We start from the raw sequence: 17450 nt of genomic DNA, 5'->3' as shown, positions 1-17450 counted from the left end.
CGGGCCCGCGCCGGACTGGCGTCCTCCGGTCGCCGACCCGCGCGGCGGGGGAGCGCCCGCGGCGGCCGTGGCCGCCCCGCCCCGCCCCGTGCCCCCGCCGCCCCCGCACGCCCCCGCGCACGTTCCCCACGACGGTGCCGTGCGGCTGTCGGGCACCCAGGTGCAGATCGGTCCCGGGCCGCGGCGTGCGCTGGGCCGGCAGCCCGAGATCGGCGGCGCCACGTCGTGGGTGCTGCGCGCGCCGGGCGGCAGCGGCGGCTCCGGCACGGGCGGCACGGGCGGCGGCGCGACCGTGGCCCACACCCCGTCCTCGGGCGACACCGCCGCGCCGCCGCGCTGGCGGCCGTGGCGCTTCCGGATGTCCAACGACGTGTGGGGAACGCCGATCGTCGCGGACGGACTGCTGTACGTCACCTCCTTCGAGGTCCACGCGCTGGACGTGGCGACCGGGCGGCGGCAGTTCAAGACCCGCGAGGTGGCGTGGTCGATGACCGTCAGCGGCGGCCGGGTGCACGCCTCCGACGGCCCCAGCCTCTACGCGCTGGACGCCAAGGACGGCTCCGAGCGCTGGCGGCTGTCGGCGGACGGCTGGGTGTACGCGCTGCGGGCCGACCGCGGCACGGTCGTCACGGCCACCCGGGGCGGCGGCGTCCAGGCGTGGGAGGCCGCGACCGGCGAGCGGCTGTGGGAACTGTCGGGGGCGCAGACGGACTTCGAGACCCCCGAGGCGGGCCCGGTGATCCGGGCGGGCTCGGTCTACGTGTGGGGCGACGGACGGCTGTACGCGCTGGACGCGCGCACGGGCGCCGAGCGGTGGTCGTACCCGGTCGGGGACACCTCGGTGACCGGCGGGGTCGCGGTGCGGCTGCTGCCCGCCGACGACGGGGTGGTGTACGTGAGCGCGGGCTCGCGGGTCTTCGCGCTGGACGCGGCCGGCGGCACGGAGCGGTGGCGCTTCGACGCGCCCGCCGCGTTCCTGTGCCCGCCCGCGTTCGTGCCGGGCGCGGCGATCGCGGGCGGCGGCGTCTACCTGGCGGACTACCTGGGCACGGTGTACGCGCTGGACGCGGTCAACGGCCACGACCGCTGGCGGATCGCCACGGAGGCCCGCCAGTCCACCGAGCCGGTGGTGGTGGCCGACGGGCTGGTCCACCTGGGCAGCGGCAGCGCGCTCTACACGCTGGACGCGGTCAGCGGCACCCCGCGGTGGCGCTTCGCGACGGGCGGCGAGATCACCGGGGCCCCGGTGGTGGCGGACGGCCGCGTCCACTTCGGCTCGGCGGACCACTGCCTGTACACGCTGGACGCGGTCGGGGGCCAACTGCGCTGGAAGCTCGCCACGGACGGCGAGATCACCGGCTCCCCGGTGGTGGCGGGCGGTGTGGTCTACGCGTGCAGCCGCGACCGGTGCGTCTACGCCCTGGACGCCGCCAAGGGCACGGGCCAGGCACGCTCCTGACCTGCCTCACGGCGTTCTCCGGCGGTCTCTTGGCGGTCTTCTGGCGGTCCGTCATGCGGACCCGACGGACGGGCGCTCCGCGGTGACTGGTAGAAAGTCGTGGCGCCCGCGGCGGGCACGCCGGAGAAGCGGGCGCACACCGTATGTGATCGGGGGATCCTTGGCATGAAGCGCCATCTGAAGCTGATAGCCGTCATGACCGCCGTGGTGCTGGCCCTGTCCGGGTTCAGCCTGGCCCGTGGCGGCAAGGGCGGCGGGCGCGGCGGCAGTGGCGGTGGTGGTGGCGGGGGCTGCGGCAAGGACAGCTCCAGCAGTTCGAGCTACCGGTACAACAGCACGACCGGCGGCAGCAGTTCGTCCGGTTCCGGCTCTTCGGGCTCCTCCGGCGACCGCGAGCCGGACGCCGAGATCGTCGACTGTGTCGCCGAGGACAAGAAGACCGTGGTCAAGCTGGTCTCCAGGGGCCGGACGGACACGTACCGGGTCTACGTCGACTTCCTCGACGGAGCCGGGCAGGTCGTCGACACCGGCTCGGAGCGCGTACGCCTGAAGGCCGGCGAGACCAAGCGCGTCGAGGTGGAGGCGGACCCGGTCCTGGTGTCCCAGGTGAGGGACTGCCGTCTCGACTACGTCCTCTGAGCGACCGCGTCCCCGGACGTCCCCGGGAGTCCTCGGGGCGTCCTCCGGGCGGTCGGCGGAACCGTCGGGCCCACCGGGGCGCGCACCGTCGGCGGGGACGGCTCCGAGGCCACGTGTGCGTCGCCGTCACCGACGGGCGCGGGCCCCGGCGAGTCCGGCCGCGGCGGCCCGTACGGCGAACGGGGCGGAACCGTCGACACGGTTCCGCCCCGTTCGTGCGCGGCGTTCGGAGAGGGGCCGCCTCAGTCTCCGAGCGGCTGGGACGGCGAGGGGCTCGGCACGTGGTTCTCGGCCAGCGCCGGTGCCGCGCCGGCGCTCACCACCGCCGCGGCTATCGCCAAGGCGGTCAGGATCTTCTTCACGCGGGTCATGCCAACTCCTAGGTGTGGACCGGGGATGGTGGTTCGTGAGCTCGCAGAGGCGAAGACAGCCCTTCTGCGCATATGACTCTGTTTTTCCGCGTACAACTGTCCGACAATCGCCCGGACACATACGAGCGAGCGCATACGACAGGGACCGGCCGCGGCGACTCCCCCTCTGCGCCGCCGGGACCGGTCCCGTACATCCCCCGTGGTGCGTGGTCTACTGCGCGCTGTCCCCGGGCGCGTGGTTCTCCTGAGTGGTGATCTCGCCGCCCGAAGCGTGGTTCTCCTGGGTCGTCTGGGTCGTCGGAGCACCGCTGCCGGGAGCCGGGGCGTGGTTCTCGAACTGCGGACCGTCCGTCTTGATCTTCTTGCCGATGTCGCTCATGCGGGCCAACTCCTAGGTTCTGATGGCGGGGAGGTCCCGAGTACGCCCGGCGACTCCCCCGTGGGTCGCCGGACGCACTCTCCGGGCCGCTCATCCCAGTGGTGCAAGGGTGCGGGCCCGCCGACCCGCCTGCCCCCCGACGCGGCGGATCGACATGTACAAGCATGGCGGGGGGCGATAAACGATCGATGAACGCCCGCTGCCGGCCGCCGTGGGCGACCGCTACGCGGCGACGGCCGGCGACAGCAGCTTCCGCACCATCGCGGCCTCCGGGGAGTTCAGGGACTCGAAGACGTCCAGCGCGTCCCGCCAGCAGGCGCGGGCGCGATCCGTCTGGCCCAGTGCGTCCAGGGCGCGTCCCAGCACCACCAGCACGTTTCCCCGTCGCCATTCTCCACCGACCACGCGGAGCGCGAGGGCCTGCTCGGCGTGGGCGGCCGCCTGCGCGGGGCGCCGCGCGGCCATGTACGCCTCGGCCATCCGCAGATGGGTCGCACCCTCCCACATGGGCTGGCGGCTGTCGTGGAAGAGGGCGAGGGCCTGGTTGAGCTGGTCGAGGGCCTCGGTGGCGCGTCCGGCGCCGGTCAGGGCCATCGCCAGGGCGTAGCGGGCGTTCGCCAGCCGCATGGTCATCCCCATGTCGGCGTAGATGGCCACGCCCTGCTCGGCCAGCCGGATCGCGCTCTCCGTCCGGCCCAGTCCCAGGTGGGTCCGCGACAGGTTGCACAGCACACTGGCCTCGCTGGGACGGTTGCCGTCCGCCCGGAACACCTCGATGGCCTGCTTCAGGTACTTCTCGCCCTCCTCGTAGCGGCTGCGGGAGAGGGCGACGATGCCGCGATCGTTGGGGGCGTAGCCTCCGGCCAGCGGATCGCCGGTGACCGCGGCGAGTTCCATGGCGCGCCGTGCGCTCTCGTCGGCCTGGTCGAAACGCCCCGTCACGGTGCTCACGTGGGTGAGCATGATCTGTGCGCGGCCCTCGGCCCAGGCGTCCCCGGCCGCCTGCGCGGCTTCGCAGACGACGGTGGCCGCCCGCTCGTAGCGCAGCGAGTGGACGCCGGAGTCGGCCAGGTCCTTGGCGGCGATCAGCAGGTCGGCCGCGCGGCGCAGCGCGGCGCCCTTCGCCGACTGCTCCACGCACGCCAGCAGGCAGTCCGCCTCGGCGAACAGCCAGTCCAGCGCGGCGGTGTGGCTGTCGAACTCCAGCCCCGGACGCTCGGCGGCCGCCAGGTGTGCCACGGTCCGGTCGCCGGGACGCGACAGCGCGAACACCCGGTAGGCGGTGGCCAGGTGGAAGTCCAGCAGCCGCGACAGCGCCGCCTCACGATCGGACGGCGGGTGCTCGTCGCGTTCGGCGCAGGCGCGGGCGTAGAGCCGCACCAGGTCGTGGTAGCGGTAGCGGCCCGGCGCCGCGGACTCCAGCAGGGAGATGTCGACCAGGGACTCCAACAGGTCCTCGGTCTCCTCCGGGGGGCGGTCCAGCAGGGCGGCGGCGGCGTGGACGGAGACGTCCGGGCCGTCGGCCAGGCCCAGCAGCCGGAAGGCGCGGGCCTGCTCGGGCTCCAACTGGCTGTAGCCCAGTTCGAAGGTGGCCTTGACCGCCTGGTCCCCGGCCTGGAGCTCGTCCAGCCGGCGGCGTTCGTCGGCGAGCTTGCGGGCCAGCACCGAGACCGTCCAGGTGCGGCGGGCGGCCAGGCGGGAGGCGGCGATGCGGATGGCCAGCGGCAGGAAGCCGCAGGCGGCGACCACGTCCATGGCCGCCTCGCGCTCCGCGCTCACCCGTTCCTCGCCGACGATCCTGGTGAACAGCGTCATGGCCTCCTCCGGGCTCATGACGTCCAGGTCCACCAGGTGCGCGCCGGCCAGGTCCACCATCCGCATCCGGCTGGTGATCAGCGCGGCGCAGCCCTCGGTGCCGGGCAGCAGAGGACGGACCTGGGCGGCGTCGTGGGCGTTGTCCAGCAGGGCCAGGATGCGGCGTCCGGCCAGCAGCGAGCGGTAGAGCGCGGCCCGCTCCTCCACCCCGTCGGGGATCGCGGAGTCCGGGGTGCCCAGGGCCCGCAGGAAGGCGCCCAGGACGGCCTCCGGTTCGGCCGGGGACGGTCCGGTGCCCTGGAGGTCGACGTAGAGCTGGCCGTCGGGGAACCGGTCGCGGGCGGTGTGGGCGACGTGGATGGCCAGGGTGGTCTTGCCGACCCCGCCGATGCCCGCGACCGCCGAGACGGCCATGACCCTGGCCTCGGCGGCGACCAACTGCTCGCCCAGCTCGGCCACGAAGGCGGACCGTCCGGTGAAGTCCGGCACGGTGGCGGGGAGTTGGGCGGGCCGTACGAAGGTGGCCCGGCCCTGGGGCGCGGGCTCCTCGGCGGGCCGGGCCAGTTCCTCGTCGGCCTGGAGGATGCGGCGCTGGAGCTCCGCCAGCTCCGGCCTGGGGTCCACCCCCAGCTCCTCGGCGAGCAGCCGGCGGGTGTCGGCGTAGACGGCCAGCGCCTCGGCCTGCCGGCCGCTGCGGTACAGCGCCAGCATCAGCAGCTCCCGCAGCCGCTCGCGCAGCGGATGCTCGGCGGTCAGGGCGGTCAGCTCGCTGACCGCCTCGGTGTGGAAGCCCAGTTGCAGATCGAGGTCGAGGCGGTGCTCCAGCAGGGACAGCCGCCACTCCTCCAGCCGGGTCCGCTGGTTCTCGGCGTACGGTCCGGGGACCGAGGCGAGCGTCTCGCCGTCCCACTGGGCCAGCGCCTCGCCGTACAGCTCCCGCGCCCGCCGGCGGTCCCCGTCCGAGGCGGCCTTCTCCGCCTCGGACGCGCGCACGGCCGCCGTGTCCACGTCCAGTTCGGTGTCCGGCCCCAGCCGGATCGCGTAGCCGCCGGACTCGCTGATCAGGGCCTCGGCCCCCAGCGCCTTGCGCAGCCGGGAGGCGTAGGTGCGCAGCGCGGCCAGGGCACGCTGCGGCGGCTCCTCGCCCCACAGCGCGTCCACCAGTTCCTGCGCGGTGGCCGTCTGCCCGCCGCGCAGCAGCAGGGCCGCCAGCAGGGCGCGCTGTTGCGGGGAGCCGACGCTCACGGCCTCGCCGTCGCGCCAGGCGCGTACGGGCCCGAGCACGGCGAATCGCAGCCGGTGGTGGCGGTTGTCCGGCTGCTGTCGTCCGCGTCCCGTGTGCCCCTCGCCGTCCATGGTGCCCCCTGCGAAGTGTGTCGACCCGCAGCGGTCAGTGTGCCTTGTCGCGGGTCGGTACGTCAGCCATGCCCCCGCCTCTCCCCACAGTCACCGCAAACCCGCGACAGAACCGATAACCACTGCCCCGACAGATGCCCTCATGTCTGGTGATCCGACATATTGCCTCAGAGGCAGGGTTTTCCGTGCGCGCGGGTGCGGCCTAACGCGGGTCCAGCCACAGCGGGTTGGTCATCGCCGCCATCGGTCCCGGCAACTCCGGCGACGCGCCGTCCGTCCTGGGCCGGCGTATCTCGGCACGGACGTACGAGGCCAGCGACGCGGTGGTGCGCCAGACGACCGTGCCGGAGCCGGAGGCCGGCAGCCGTTCCGAGCGCATCTCGCCCTGATCGGTCATCAGCCTGACCGTGCCGTCCGGCACGCCCGAGACCTCCAGCCGGACCGCCACCTCCGCGTCCGGCGCCACGCGCAGCCGCCCGCCGATCCCGGCGTGCTCGCCGCGCGGACCCGTGGCCGAGAAGTCCAGCCCGATCGCCGAGGACTCCGCCAGCCAGCTCCGGCCCGCCGCGATGGCCTCCAGCACGGCCGCGCGCGACAGGTCCTCGGCGTGGACGACCGTCTGCGGCAGCCCGACGACCTGCGGCTCGCGATGGGCGTCGCTGTTGCCCATCGCCGGTGTCCACCGGCCGCCCCCGTCCCCGCGCCCGTCGCGGCGGGACTCCACCAGCATGTTGTCCCAGGCGGCCAGGGCGAGCTCGTCGTCGGCCGTCCACGGCCCGTTCCACACCTCGACCGCGTCCGCGCCCGCATGGCCGAACTTCCACTGGCAGCCCACGAACGGGCAGTTGGGATGCGCCGGGACCACCAGCCCGCCCGCCCGGTGGACGGCCCGCACGCAGCGCTCGTACGCGTCGTCGCGCGCCCGGTAGCGCCAGTCGACGAAGGTGCCCGGATCGGTGCCGATCGCCAGGTAGTGCCCGTTGCGGGTGGTCACCTCCTCGCCGCACAGGATGAGCAGGTCGTCCCCCCACAGCCCCGCCCAGGCGCCGTGCCCGGAGGTGGTGTTGTGCTCGGTCGTGGCGATGAAGTCCAGCCCGGCCGCCCGTGCCGCCGTCGCCACCTCCTCCGGGGTGCGCCGCCCGTCGGAGTGCACGGTGTGCAGGTGGCAGTCGCCCCGGTACCAGGCGCGCCCCCGGCCCTTCGCCCGGTGCGGCGGATAGGCGGGCTCGGAGGCTCGGCCCGGCTCGCCGAACCGCAGCGTGACGGTCACCTCGTACTCCATGCCCTGCGGCGCGACGGTGTACGGGCCCAGGACCACGTGCCAGGTGCCCGGCCGCACCGGACCGGCCAGGTACCCCGGGGTCGCCCGCTCCGCGCTGATGGCGAACTCGGTGCGGAACCCGCCCGACCAGCCCCGGAACCCGCGCCCCGACAGCGCCGTGCCGCGCTCGTCGAAGATGCCGATGTCCAGGGCGTTGCCCGGTGTCCCGGCGGGCACGGCGGGCTTGTCGTAGGCGTACGAGACGGCTATCTCCCGCACCCCGCGCGGCACGTCCACCGGCAGGTGGACGAAGTCCGGCGCCCCCGTGGGCAGATGACCGCGGACCGTCCTCGTCTCCTCTCTCCCCTCGCTTCTCCCCTCGCTCCTCTCCGCGCCCTCCTCCGCGTGCGCGAAGGAGACCGTCGGGAGCGTGAGCACGCCCGCGGCTCCCGCGGCAGCGGACAGCCTCAACACATCGCGCCGGTCCATGCCGAACTCCGCCCTGTCGTGTCGGATGTGGTGCGCGTCACTGTTCTACGCGGACGTGACGGACGGGGAAAGGGCTGTGGATGACTCGGCCGACGCCGTGTGACGCCGGATCAGCCCCGGTCGCCCTTCCTCTTCCGCAGCAGGAGGAGGGCCACGAGCACGACCAGCAGGATGAACGAGACGACGACCACCGCGACGATCCAGCTCCTGCCCTTCTTCTTGGACTTCTTGCCCTTCTTCCCCTTCGCGAGGCTGTCGGAGGCGCCGGACGTGTCCGAGGACCCTGACGTCCCCGTCGTCCCCGACGTCCCGGACTTCCTGACGCCGCCGCTGCTCTTGCCGCCTCCGCTCGAACCGCCGGACCGGGCGGGGGCCAGGGCGCGCGCGTCCGCGTCCCCGACGGTCGCGGCGGCCGTGGTGTGGGCGGTGGGCGCGGCGTGGGCGGCGGCGGGCGCGCCCAGCAGCAGGGCGCCCAGGAGGGCGAGGACGGTGGTGATGCGCATGTGTTCCCCCGATCGGACGGACGGCCGCGGCCGGCCGGGAAGGTGTGAGGACCCGGACGGCGGGCCGGAAGCGGAAGCCCGGAAGCGTAGACGACGCGGAGTCCCCTGTGGATGCGCCGTGCGGCCACCGTTCTCGCCGCCCCCCGGGCCGGCCGCCGCGGCGGAGCCGTTCGCGCAGGTCACCGAGGTGCCCGCGGATCAAGGGATGTGAGAATGTCCTCTCCTCGATGCCCGGGTCACTGTCGGACGACGCTCGTATGCTCGGGTCATGACTTCGAGCAGCACACCGTCGGCACCCACCGCCAACGCCATGCGCCGCGCGCTCAGACGGGCCCGCGACGGAGTCGCGCTCGACGTCACCGAGGCCGCCGTGCTGCTCCAGGCCCGCGGAGACGACCTCGCCGACCTGATGGCCTCCGCCGCCCGCGTGCGCGACGCGGGGCTGGAGGCGGCGGGACGCCCCGGGGTGATCACCTACTCGCGCAAGGTCTTCATCCCCCTCACCCGGCTGTGCCGGGACCGCTGCCACTACTGCACCTTCGTCACCGTGCCCGGCAAACTGCGCCGGGAAGGGCGCGGCGAGGGTCCCACCCGGCGGAGCCAGGGGGCGTACCTCTCCCCGGACGAGGTGCTGGACATCGCACGCCGGGGCGCCGAAATGGGCTGCAAGGAGGCGCTGTTCACCCTCGGCGACCGGCCCGAGGACCGCTGGCCCGAGGCCCGCGAGTGGCTGGACGCGCACGGCTACGACGACACCCTCGCCTACGTCCGCGCCATGGCGATCCGGGTCCTGGAGGAGACCGGCCTGCTGCCGCACCTCAACCCCGGCGTGCTGTCGTGGACGGACTTCCAGCGCCTGAAGCCGGTCGCCCCGTCGATGGGCATGATGCTGGAGACCACCGCCACCCGCCTGTGGTCCGAGCCCGGCGGCCCCCACCACGGCTCGCCCGACAAGGAGCCGGCCGTACGGCTGCGGGTGCTGGAGGACGCGGGCCGCTCCTCCGTCCCCTTCACCACCGGCATCCTCATCGGCATCGGGGAGACGTACGAGGAGCGCGCGGATTCGCTGTTCGCCATCCGCCGCGTCCAGCGGGCGTACCACGGCATCCAGGAAGTCATCGTGCAGAACTTCCGCGCCAAGCCCGACACGGCCATGCGCGGCATGCCCGACGCCGAGCTGGAGGAACTGGCCGCCGCCATCGCCGTCGCCCGGCACGTCCTCGGCCCCGGCGCCCGCATCCAGGCGCCGCCGAACCTGGTGGACTCCGAGTACGCGCTGATGATCGGCGCCGGGATCGACGACTGGGGCGGGGTCTCCCCGCTCACCCCCGACCACGTCAACCCCGAACGCCCCTGGCCGCAGATCGACGAGCTGGCCGAACGCACCCGCGCCGCGGGCTTCGAGCTGCGCGAACGCCTCACGGTCTACCCGGAGTTCGTCCGGCGCGGCGAGCCCTGGCTCGACCCCCGGCTGCTGCCGCACGTGTCCGCCCTGGCCGACCCGGTCACGGGCCTGGCCCGCGAGGACGCCGTCCTCACCGGCCGTCCCTGGCAGGAGCCGGAGGAGGTCTTCACCACCGCCACCGGCCGTACCGACCTGCACCGCGCGATCGACGTCGAGGGTCGCGGCACCGACCGCCGCGGGGACTTCGACGAGGTGTACGGCGACTGGGAGGCGCTGCGCGAGGACGTGGCCGCCGCCGGGCGGCGGGAAGGCGCGCCCGAGCGCGTCGACGGCGACGTGCGCGCCGCCCTCGCCACCGCCGCCGACGACCCCACCCGCCTCACCGACGACCAGGCCCTGGCCCTGCTGCACGCCGACGGCCCGGCCCTGGACGCGCTCTGCCGGATCGCGGACGACGTGCGCCGCGATGCCGTCGGCGACGACGTGACGTACATCGTCACGCGCAACATCAACTTCACCAACGTCTGCTACACCGGCTGCCGCTTCTGCGCCTTCGCCCAGCGCCGCACCGACGCCGACGCCTACACCCTCTCCCTGGAGCAGGTCGCCGACCGCGCGCAGCAGGCGTGGGACGTCGGCGCGGTCGAGGTGTGCATGCAGGGCGGCATCCACCCCGACCTGCCCGGCACCGCCTACTTCGACATCGCCCGGGCGGTGAAGGAACGCGTGCCGGACCTGCACGTCCACGCCTTCTCCCCGATGGAGGTCGTCAACGGCGCGACGCGCACCGGCATGTCGATCCGCGACTGGCTGACGGCCGCCAAGGAGGCCGGGCTCGACACCATTCCGGGGACGGCCGCGGAGATCCTGGACGACGAGGTGCGCTGGGTCCTCACCAAGGGGAAGCTGCCCACCGCCACCTGGGTCGAGGTGATCACCACCGCGCACGAGCTGGGCATCCGCTCCTCGTCCACGATGATGTACGGGCACGTGGACCAGCCGCGGCACTGGCTCGGCCACCTGCGGCTGCTGGCCCGCGTCCAGCAGGAGACCGGCGGCTTCACGGAGTTCGTCACGCTGCCGTTCGTCCACACCAACGCCCCGGTCTACCTGGCGGGCATCGCCCGTCCGGGGCCGACGATGCGCGACAACCGCGCGGTGACCGCGATGGCCCGCCTCCTGCTCCACCCGCACATCCCCAACATCCAGACGAGCTGGGTCAAGCTCGGCACCGAGGGCGCCGCCGAGATGCTCCGCTCGGGCGCCAACGACCTGGGCGGCACGCTGATGGAGGAGACGATCTCCCGCATGGCGGGCTCCTCCTACGGCTCCTACCGCTCCGTGCGCGATCTGGTGGCCATCGCCGAGGCCGCGGGCCGTCCGGCCCGTCCCCGCACCACCACCTACGGCGAGGTGCCCGAGGAGCGGCAGCGGGCGGCGGCGGCCTCCGACGGCCACCTCCCCGAGCTGCTGCCGGTGCTCGACGACTGAGGCGGGCGAGGGGCGGACGGTCCCTCGCCCGCGCCCCTCCTCCCGGCGACGAGCCGGTGTCCCCGCGGTGTACGCCCGGCACCGGACCGATTTTCGCCCGTCGCCGGGCGGCGGCGGTCGATTACAGTGCGGACCGAGAGGGACGACCGAGCGGACGAGAGCACTGGACGTACGGAGGGGACGGCACGGTGACCGCGACATCGGGCGCCGGCATATGGGGCCGCGCCGAGCAGCAGGACTTCCGCAGCCGCGTGCGCGGCTGTCTGCTCGGCGGCGCCATCGGTGACGCGCTCGGCGCGGCCGTCGAGTTCGACTCCCTCGACGCCATCCGCGGCGCCCACGGCCCCCAGGGCGTGACCGACTACGTGCCCGCCTACGGGCGGCGCGGCGCCATCACCGACGACACCCAGATGACCCTGTTCACCGTCGACGGGCTCATCCGCGCCCACGTGCGGCGCGACACCGGCGCCTGGCACCCGCCCACCGACGTGCACGCCGCCTACCGCCGCTGGGCCGCCACCCAGCGGGACTGGGGGCCGGACGAGCGCAGGAAGGAGGACGGCTGGCTGGCCCGCCAGGAGTGGCTGTACTCCCAGCGCGCCCCCGGCCGCGCCTGCCTGACCGGGCTCGCCGACGACCGGATGGGCACCCTGGAGGCGCCGAAGAACCCCGACTCCAAGGGCTGCGGCACCGTCATGCGCTCCGCGCCCTTCGGGCTGCTCGTCGGCTGGGAGCCGCAGCTCGTCTTCCAGCTCGCCGTCGAGTGCGCCGTCCAGACCCACGGCCACCCCACCGGCTACCTGGCGGCGGGCGCCTTCGCCGTCATCGTCCACGCCGTCACCCGCGGCGAGAGCCTGGACGCCGCCGTACAGCGCTCCCTGGTCCATCTGGCGGCCCATCCCGGGCACGAGGAGACCACCGACGCCCTCAAGCAGGCCCTCGGCGCCGTACGCCAGGGGCTGCCGACGGCGGAGCGCGTGCAGTCGCTGGGCGAGGGCTGGACGGCGGAGGAGGCGCTGGCCATCGGGGTGTACTGCGCGCTGGTCGCCGAGGACGTGCGGCACGGTCTGCTGCTCGCCGTCAACCACGGCGGCGACTCCGACTCCACCGGCTCGATCTGCGGGAACCTCCTGGGCGCCCTGCACGGGGAGACGGCCCTGCCGGCCAACTGGGTCGCCGAGTTGGAGGGTCGCGCCACGATCCTGGAGCTGGCCGACGACTTCGCCATGGAGATGACCCAGGGGCCCGCCCTCCACAGTCCGGCCACTCCGGCCGGCTCACCGGGCTGGCTGACCCGCTACCCCCGGGCCTGAGCGCACCCCGGGCCCGTCCGCTCCCAGAGGACGCGGAACGGGCCCGAGCACGGGCCGAGCCCCCTCGGCCGGGACGGCGAACCAGACGAGAGGGCTCCGGTCGGTGGTGCGCTGTGACGCGAGGCGGTGTCGCACGTGCCGCGCGTCGTCGCGGAAACGATCAGCCGCGGGTGAGCGTGCCCTGGCCGACGGCGTCCACGAAAGCGGCCCACGAGCCCGGGACGAAGGCCAGCGACGGCCCTTGCGGAACCTTGGAGTCGCGCACGGCGACCGCCTGCGGCTCGGGGGACTTCACCTCCACGCACGCGCCGTTTCCGGCGGAGTGGCTGGACTTGGTCCAGACGTGGGTCATGCCCTGTCGGATTGCCATGTCTGCTCCGGTTTCTTCCGAGGAGTGAAAAGTGCGGAAAGTGCCGGGCGGGCCCGGCGTGCGGCCGACGGTACCCCTCAACTCGGGCCGCCAAAGCCCCTGTTCACTCGACCGGATGGCATATTCCGGACAGCTCTTCACATCGACATGCCCGGGGTGTAGCTTGCTGCGCCGTCTCCCGGAGCGCGGGTACGGAGCGCGGTCTCCCGAGGCGTCCACCACTCGGACCGCTCGGACCGGACGATCGGTCGGCGTGCCGGGCGCTCCTTCCGGAGGCCGGTCGGCCGACCGCCGGAGGGACCGTCAGTCCCGGGTGTACTCCTTGGCGATGCCCTCGATGAACTCCCGCGTCTGCTCGGTGTTGAGCGCCTGCGCCCGCAGGTGTTCGTACATCACGCTGTACTTCTGCACGTCGGTGGCCTTCTCCAGGTAGAGGTCGCTGGTGACGCCCTCCAGGTAGACCACCGTCGAGTCCGCCGCGTCCGGGAACTCCAGGATCGCGTACTGGCCGTTGACGCCCGGGTGCGCTCCCATCGCGAAGGGCAGGGCCTGCACCGTCACGTGGGGGAGCCGGGAGAACTCGACGAGCTGCTCCAACTGCTCCCGCATGATCTGCTTCCCGCCGACCAGCCTGCGGAGCGCGGACTCGTCGATCACCGCCCACAGCCGCAGCGGGTTCTTCGTGTCGCGGATGCGCTCCTGTCGACGCATCCGCACCTTCACGCGCTTCTCGATGTCCGCCGCCGACGCCTCGGGCAGCGCGCCCGCGACGACGGCCTCCGCGTACGCCTGCGTCTGCAGCAGGCCGGGCACGACCTGCGGCTCGTACACCCGCAGGGACGCCGCGTCCGTCTCCAGGCCGATGTACACGCTGTACGGGATGTCCCCGAACGCGTGCCACCAGCCCTGCTGTCTGGACTCCTTGGCCATCTGCATCAGGGACTCGACTATGCGCCGGTCCTCGACCTCGTAGACCCCGCACAGGTCGCGGACGTCGCGCTGGCTGATGCTGCGACGGCCGTTCTCCAGCCTGCTGATCTTGGACTGGGAGACCAGCAGACGCTCGGCGACCTCCTCGGCCGTCATGCCCTTCTGCTCGCGGAGCCGACGCAGCTCCTGCCCCAGCCGACGCCTCCTGACGGTGGGATTGACGTTGGACGCCACGGCGCGCACACCTCCGCTTGCTGGTGATGACCACTGTTCACTCAGCAGGTTGCCACCAACCGCGGTCTTTCCGCTGGGAAATGGCCACAGAGGGTGCGCGCACGCGCGCGCGGGGTGGCGAAACCGTTCTCCTCTCGGAGAACGGCCGCCACCCCGCGCTGTGCGGCTCCCGAACCGGGCTCGGTCGGACCTGTGAGGACCGGTGGTGGTACGCGGACGTCAGCGGGCGCCCGCGCGGGCCATGCCACTCCTCCGCGCCTGTCCGGGGAGCGGCTGCGCCGCGGACGACCGCGCCGCCGGCCTGCCTGCCGCGCCGCCCCTGGCCGGGGTGGCGCGCCGCGGCTGGGCCGCCACGCCGTTCTGCACGTCCATCACGGCGTGCGCGACGAGGCCGCCCATCGGGTCGTGCCTGATCAGATCCCGCAACCTGGAACGGGAGGACCGTCCCTCGTTGCCGGGGTAGAGGTGCTTGCCGAGGCCGACCGCGTGGGCCAGCGCGGCAAGCGCCGCGGTCCGCGGGTCCGGGGGAACACCGGTGCGGATCGCGCTGTCCAGCCGGGCCTTGATCTCCCGGCTGACCGCCGTGTCCGTCGCCTGGTAGCGAGTCGTCGGCAGCACCCCGCACATCTGGCTCGATACGGCGTGCACCATGCCGCAGCGCTCCAGGTGTGTGAGATAGGTTTGGCGTAGCCCCAGCCTGGGCCCGCCGATCCAGTGGACCGCGCGCACGGGGCTGCCGCGTCTGCGCAGCAACTCCAGCGCGGAGTCCAGCGTCGGATCTCCGGTCGGCCGTGGCAGCACCACGGCTATGCGATCCCCGTCAGGGGCTATCCGTCCTGCGAGAGCCAGCTCCACGAGCTGGGCCCCGGCCAGGCCGAGGTCGAGCGACTGCGGCTGCGCCGTGGTACCCGTGGCCGGGTCCAAGGCCAGCAGCAGAAGCTCCTCCGGAAGTGTTCTGCGGCTCCTGCCCATCCATGCCTCCCCGCGTGGATGCATGACAGGGTGACCCCTCTCACAGAGGTCTGTCGAGAGTGCCCGTGGCCTTTGTCATGGAACCGGTAGGTATGTCGTTACCGTCTGGCAATTTAGCGGGCCGTTACGGCCGTGAAACAGGGGAGGAGCGCCGGGGCCGGACAGGTGTTCAGGACACTGTTTACTGATATGACGAGTGGCGGACACAAGCGGGAGGTATCGGTGGTGGGCAAGTCCCCCGACAGGTCGGAACAGCAGATGTCGTCGGGGGAGACGACGGGGAAGGTGGAAACGGTTCCCGAGCGGGCCCGCGATCCTCGCGTGGCGTTGCAGGAGCCGCCCCGGAACGAGGCGGAGAGCGACGAGGACGGAAAGCCGTCGCTCGACGGAGACGCCCCGGGGAAGACCGCCGCGGAGGTCGAGAAGATCCTGGGGACCTCCGAGAAGACCCGGAAGACCGAGGAGACCGCGGCGGGCGCCGACGCCGAGGACGACGCCGAGGACGAGGACCGGGACCGCGCGGAGGGAACTTCCGAGGAGGACGACGCGGAGGCCGCGGACGGCGCCGAGTCCACGTCCGAGGGCGCGGACGAGGCGGAGAAGACCGAGGCCGAGGACGACGAGGAGGAGCCCGCGTCCGAGCCGGAGCGGCCGGTGGACCGGACGACGACGGTCTTCCGCGTGCCCGAGGCCGAGGACGCCGAGGCCGCGTCCGAGGAGGACGGGAAGCCGGAGTCGGAGTCGAAGGCCGCGTCCGAGCCGGAGCGGCCGGTGGACCGGACGACGACGATCTTCCGCGTGCCCAAGGACAAGACCGAGGCCAAGACCGAGGACACGGCCGAGGACACCGAGGACACGGCCGAGAAGACCGGGAAGGCCGAGAAGGCCGGCACGACCGAGGACGTCGACCCGGTCGACCAGCCCACCGCGATGTTCCGGGCCGTGCGTCCCGCCGCGGCCCCCGAGCCGTCCGGGAGGACCGGCACGGCCGGCAGCGGGGACAAGGCCAAGGGCGAGGAGAAGGCCGAGGCGGATAACAAGGCCGGGACCGGGCAGCCGGAGGAGACCGACGCGGAGCGGACGAGCCGCTTCGTGCCGCTGAGGTCCCCCGACGCCCCCGCCGGCGCGTCCGAGGCGCGACCGCTGCCCGAACTGCCGGAGAGCGAGCGGACGAAGCAGCAGCCGCTGCCGCCGCACAAGCCGCTGGAACTGCTGGCCGAGCTGACGAACAAGCCCGCCCCGCCGCCCACTCCGCTGCGGACCGCCCTGCGACGCATCAAGATCTGGTCGCCGCTCGTCGTGCTGCTGGCGATCATCCTCTCCATCGTCCAGCTCCTGCGCCCGCTGCCCGAGCCGGAGTTGGTGCTCACCGTCTCCGCCACGCACTCCTTCGACGGGGGCAAGCCCTCCCTGGCCTGGCCGGAGGAGGGGCAGGCCGCCGTGGAGGTCGAGGGGCTGGGCTCCCTGGGCTCCTACGGGGAGCAGAAGCCGGTGCCGATCGCGAGCGTGGCGAAGACGATGACCGCCTACGTCATCCTGCGCGAACACCCGCTGAAGAAGGGCGAGGAGGGGCCGAGGATACCCGTCGACCGGCGGGCCGAGGAGGAGGCGTCCCTGCCGGGCGAGTCGACCGTGAAGGTCAAGGCGGGCAAGGAGATCACCCTCTACGAGGCGCTCAACGCCGTGATGATCGCCTCCGCGAACAACGTGGCGCGGCTGCTCGCCCGTTGGGACGCGGGGTCCGAGGAGGCGTTCGTGAAGAAGATGAACGCGACCGCCAAGGAACTCGGCATGAACGACACCACCTACACCGACCCCAGCGGCCTGCGGAAGGAGACGGTCAGCACGGCCGCCGACCAGGTGAAGCTGGGCAAGAAGGTGATGGACTACGAGGTCTTCCGGGAGATCGTCAAGCTGCCCTACTACATCGACGGCAACGGCGACAGGCAGAACAACTGGAACGGCCTCGTCCCGTTCAACGGCGCCGTCGGCATCAAGCCCGGTACCAGCACCGCGGCGGGCGGCAACATGCTCTTCGCGGCCGAGAAGCAGATCGGCGGCACCACGCAGCTCATCATCGGCGCGGTCCTCGGACAGCACAAGCCGTCGATCATCGACACGGTCGTCGCCGAGTCCCGGGAGCTGATGATCTCCGCGCAGGAGGTCCTGGAGTCGGAGAAGGTCATCGAGAAGGGCGACGTGGTCGGCTACGTGGACGACGGCCTCGGCGGCCGGACCCCGCTGGTCGCCACCGAGGACGTCACCGCGATCGGCTGGCCCGGCATGGAGACCGAGTTGGCCCTGACCGACGGCGGCAAGGGCGTCCCGCACGAGGCCCCGGCGGGCGAGACCGTCGGCACGCTGACCGTCGGCAGCGGTCCGGGCCAGGTGAAGGTGCCGGTGGCGGTCCAGAGCGAGCTGGTCGAGCCGGGCGTGGGAGCGAAGCTCACCCGCGTCCTGTAG

The 17450-nt window shown here is 73.2% G+C and carries 13 protein-coding genes; 5 read left to right on the top strand and 8 right to left on the bottom strand.

All coding sequences use genetic code 11. The annotated features are described in order from the left end of the window. Together ABD335_RS23435 and ABD335_RS23430 are read left to right on the top strand one after the other, a co-directional pair. Window positions 1-1459: outer membrane protein assembly factor BamB family protein (locus ABD335_RS23435; protein WP_344326853.1), on the top strand; the 1459-nt coding region annotated here is incomplete at its 5' end. Between the two features lie 165 nt (window positions 1460-1624). Next, window positions 1625-2098: a hypothetical protein gene (locus tag ABD335_RS23430; RefSeq protein WP_344326851.1), complete on the top strand. Its 474-nt coding sequence runs from the start codon at window positions 1625-1627 to the stop codon at window positions 2096-2098. A gap of 242 nt (window positions 2099-2340) precedes the next feature. Here ABD335_RS23430 and ABD335_RS23425 read toward each other — a convergent pair whose 3' ends face one another. The 5 genes from ABD335_RS23425 to ABD335_RS23405 form a co-directional block, all read right to left on the bottom strand. After that, the gene (locus ABD335_RS23425) at window positions 2341-2469 is read right to left on the bottom strand and encodes a hypothetical protein (RefSeq protein WP_344326848.1); all 129 of its coding nucleotides are present in this window, start codon (window positions 2467-2469) and stop codon (window positions 2341-2343) included. Between the two features lie 211 nt (window positions 2470-2680). Then, window positions 2681-2848, bottom strand: a complete 168-nt coding sequence (locus ABD335_RS23420; RefSeq protein ID WP_344326846.1) for a sigma-like protein — start codon at window positions 2846-2848, stop codon at window positions 2681-2683. Window positions 2849-3070: 222 nt separating this feature from the next. Continuing rightward, complete coding sequence (gene afsR, locus ABD335_RS23415; RefSeq protein ID WP_344326844.1) at window positions 3071-6019, bottom strand: SARP-family global regulator AfsR; 2949 nt, start codon at window positions 6017-6019, stop codon at window positions 3071-3073. 202 nt (window positions 6020-6221) lie between these two features. Further along, window positions 6222-7769 carry a CehA/McbA family metallohydrolase gene (locus tag ABD335_RS23410; RefSeq protein WP_344326842.1) on the bottom strand — a complete coding sequence of 516 codons (1548 nt, stop codon included), beginning with the start codon at window positions 7767-7769 and terminating at the stop codon, window positions 6222-6224. Window positions 7770-7879: 110 nt separating this feature from the next. Next, entirely contained in the window at window positions 7880-8272 is a 393-nt protein-coding gene (locus ABD335_RS23405) for a hypothetical protein (protein WP_344326840.1), read from the bottom strand. Between the two features lie 268 nt (window positions 8273-8540). On the opposite strand from ABD335_RS23405, the gene ABD335_RS23400 reads away from it, so the two are divergent. Together ABD335_RS23400 and ABD335_RS23395 are read left to right on the top strand one after the other, a co-directional pair. Next, entirely contained in the window at window positions 8541-11168 is a 2628-nt protein-coding gene (locus ABD335_RS23400) for a bifunctional FO biosynthesis protein CofGH (protein ID WP_344326837.1), read from the top strand. A 188-nt stretch (window positions 11169-11356) separates the two neighbouring features. Then, window positions 11357-12481 (top strand): ADP-ribosylglycohydrolase family protein, encoded by a 1125-nt coding sequence (locus ABD335_RS23395; RefSeq protein WP_344326835.1) that lies wholly within the window; start codon window positions 11357-11359, stop codon window positions 12479-12481. A 160-nt stretch (window positions 12482-12641) separates the two neighbouring features. Here the strand turns inward: ABD335_RS23395 and ABD335_RS23390 are convergent, their stop codons facing one another. From ABD335_RS23390 to ABD335_RS23380, 3 genes are all read right to left on the bottom strand, one after another. Next, entirely contained in the window at window positions 12642-12851 is a 210-nt protein-coding gene (locus ABD335_RS23390; protein ID WP_344326833.1) for a DUF397 domain-containing protein, read from the bottom strand. 303 nt (window positions 12852-13154) lie between these two features. Then, window positions 13155-14015, bottom strand: a complete 861-nt coding sequence (locus ABD335_RS23385; RefSeq protein WP_344326831.1) for a helix-turn-helix domain-containing protein — start codon at window positions 14013-14015, stop codon at window positions 13155-13157. A gap of 219 nt (window positions 14016-14234) precedes the next feature. Further along, window positions 14235-14987 carry a GOLPH3/VPS74 family protein gene (locus tag ABD335_RS23380; RefSeq protein ID WP_344326829.1) on the bottom strand — a complete coding sequence of 251 codons (753 nt, stop codon included), beginning with the start codon at window positions 14985-14987 and terminating at the stop codon, window positions 14235-14237. Window positions 14988-15176: 189 nt separating this feature from the next. On the opposite strand from ABD335_RS23380, the gene ABD335_RS23375 reads away from it, so the two are divergent. Next, window positions 15177-17450: a D-alanyl-D-alanine carboxypeptidase family protein gene (locus ABD335_RS23375; RefSeq protein WP_344326827.1), complete on the top strand. Its 2274-nt coding sequence runs from the start codon at window positions 15177-15179 to the stop codon at window positions 17448-17450.

The sequence above is a fragment of the Streptomyces macrosporus genome (genome assembly GCF_039533145.1).
Taxonomy (GTDB): domain Bacteria; phylum Actinomycetota; class Actinomycetes; order Streptomycetales; family Streptomycetaceae; genus Streptomyces; species Streptomyces macrosporus.
Note: the sequence above shows the minus strand (reverse complement) of the source record. Positions and strands in the feature narration are given on the sequence as shown.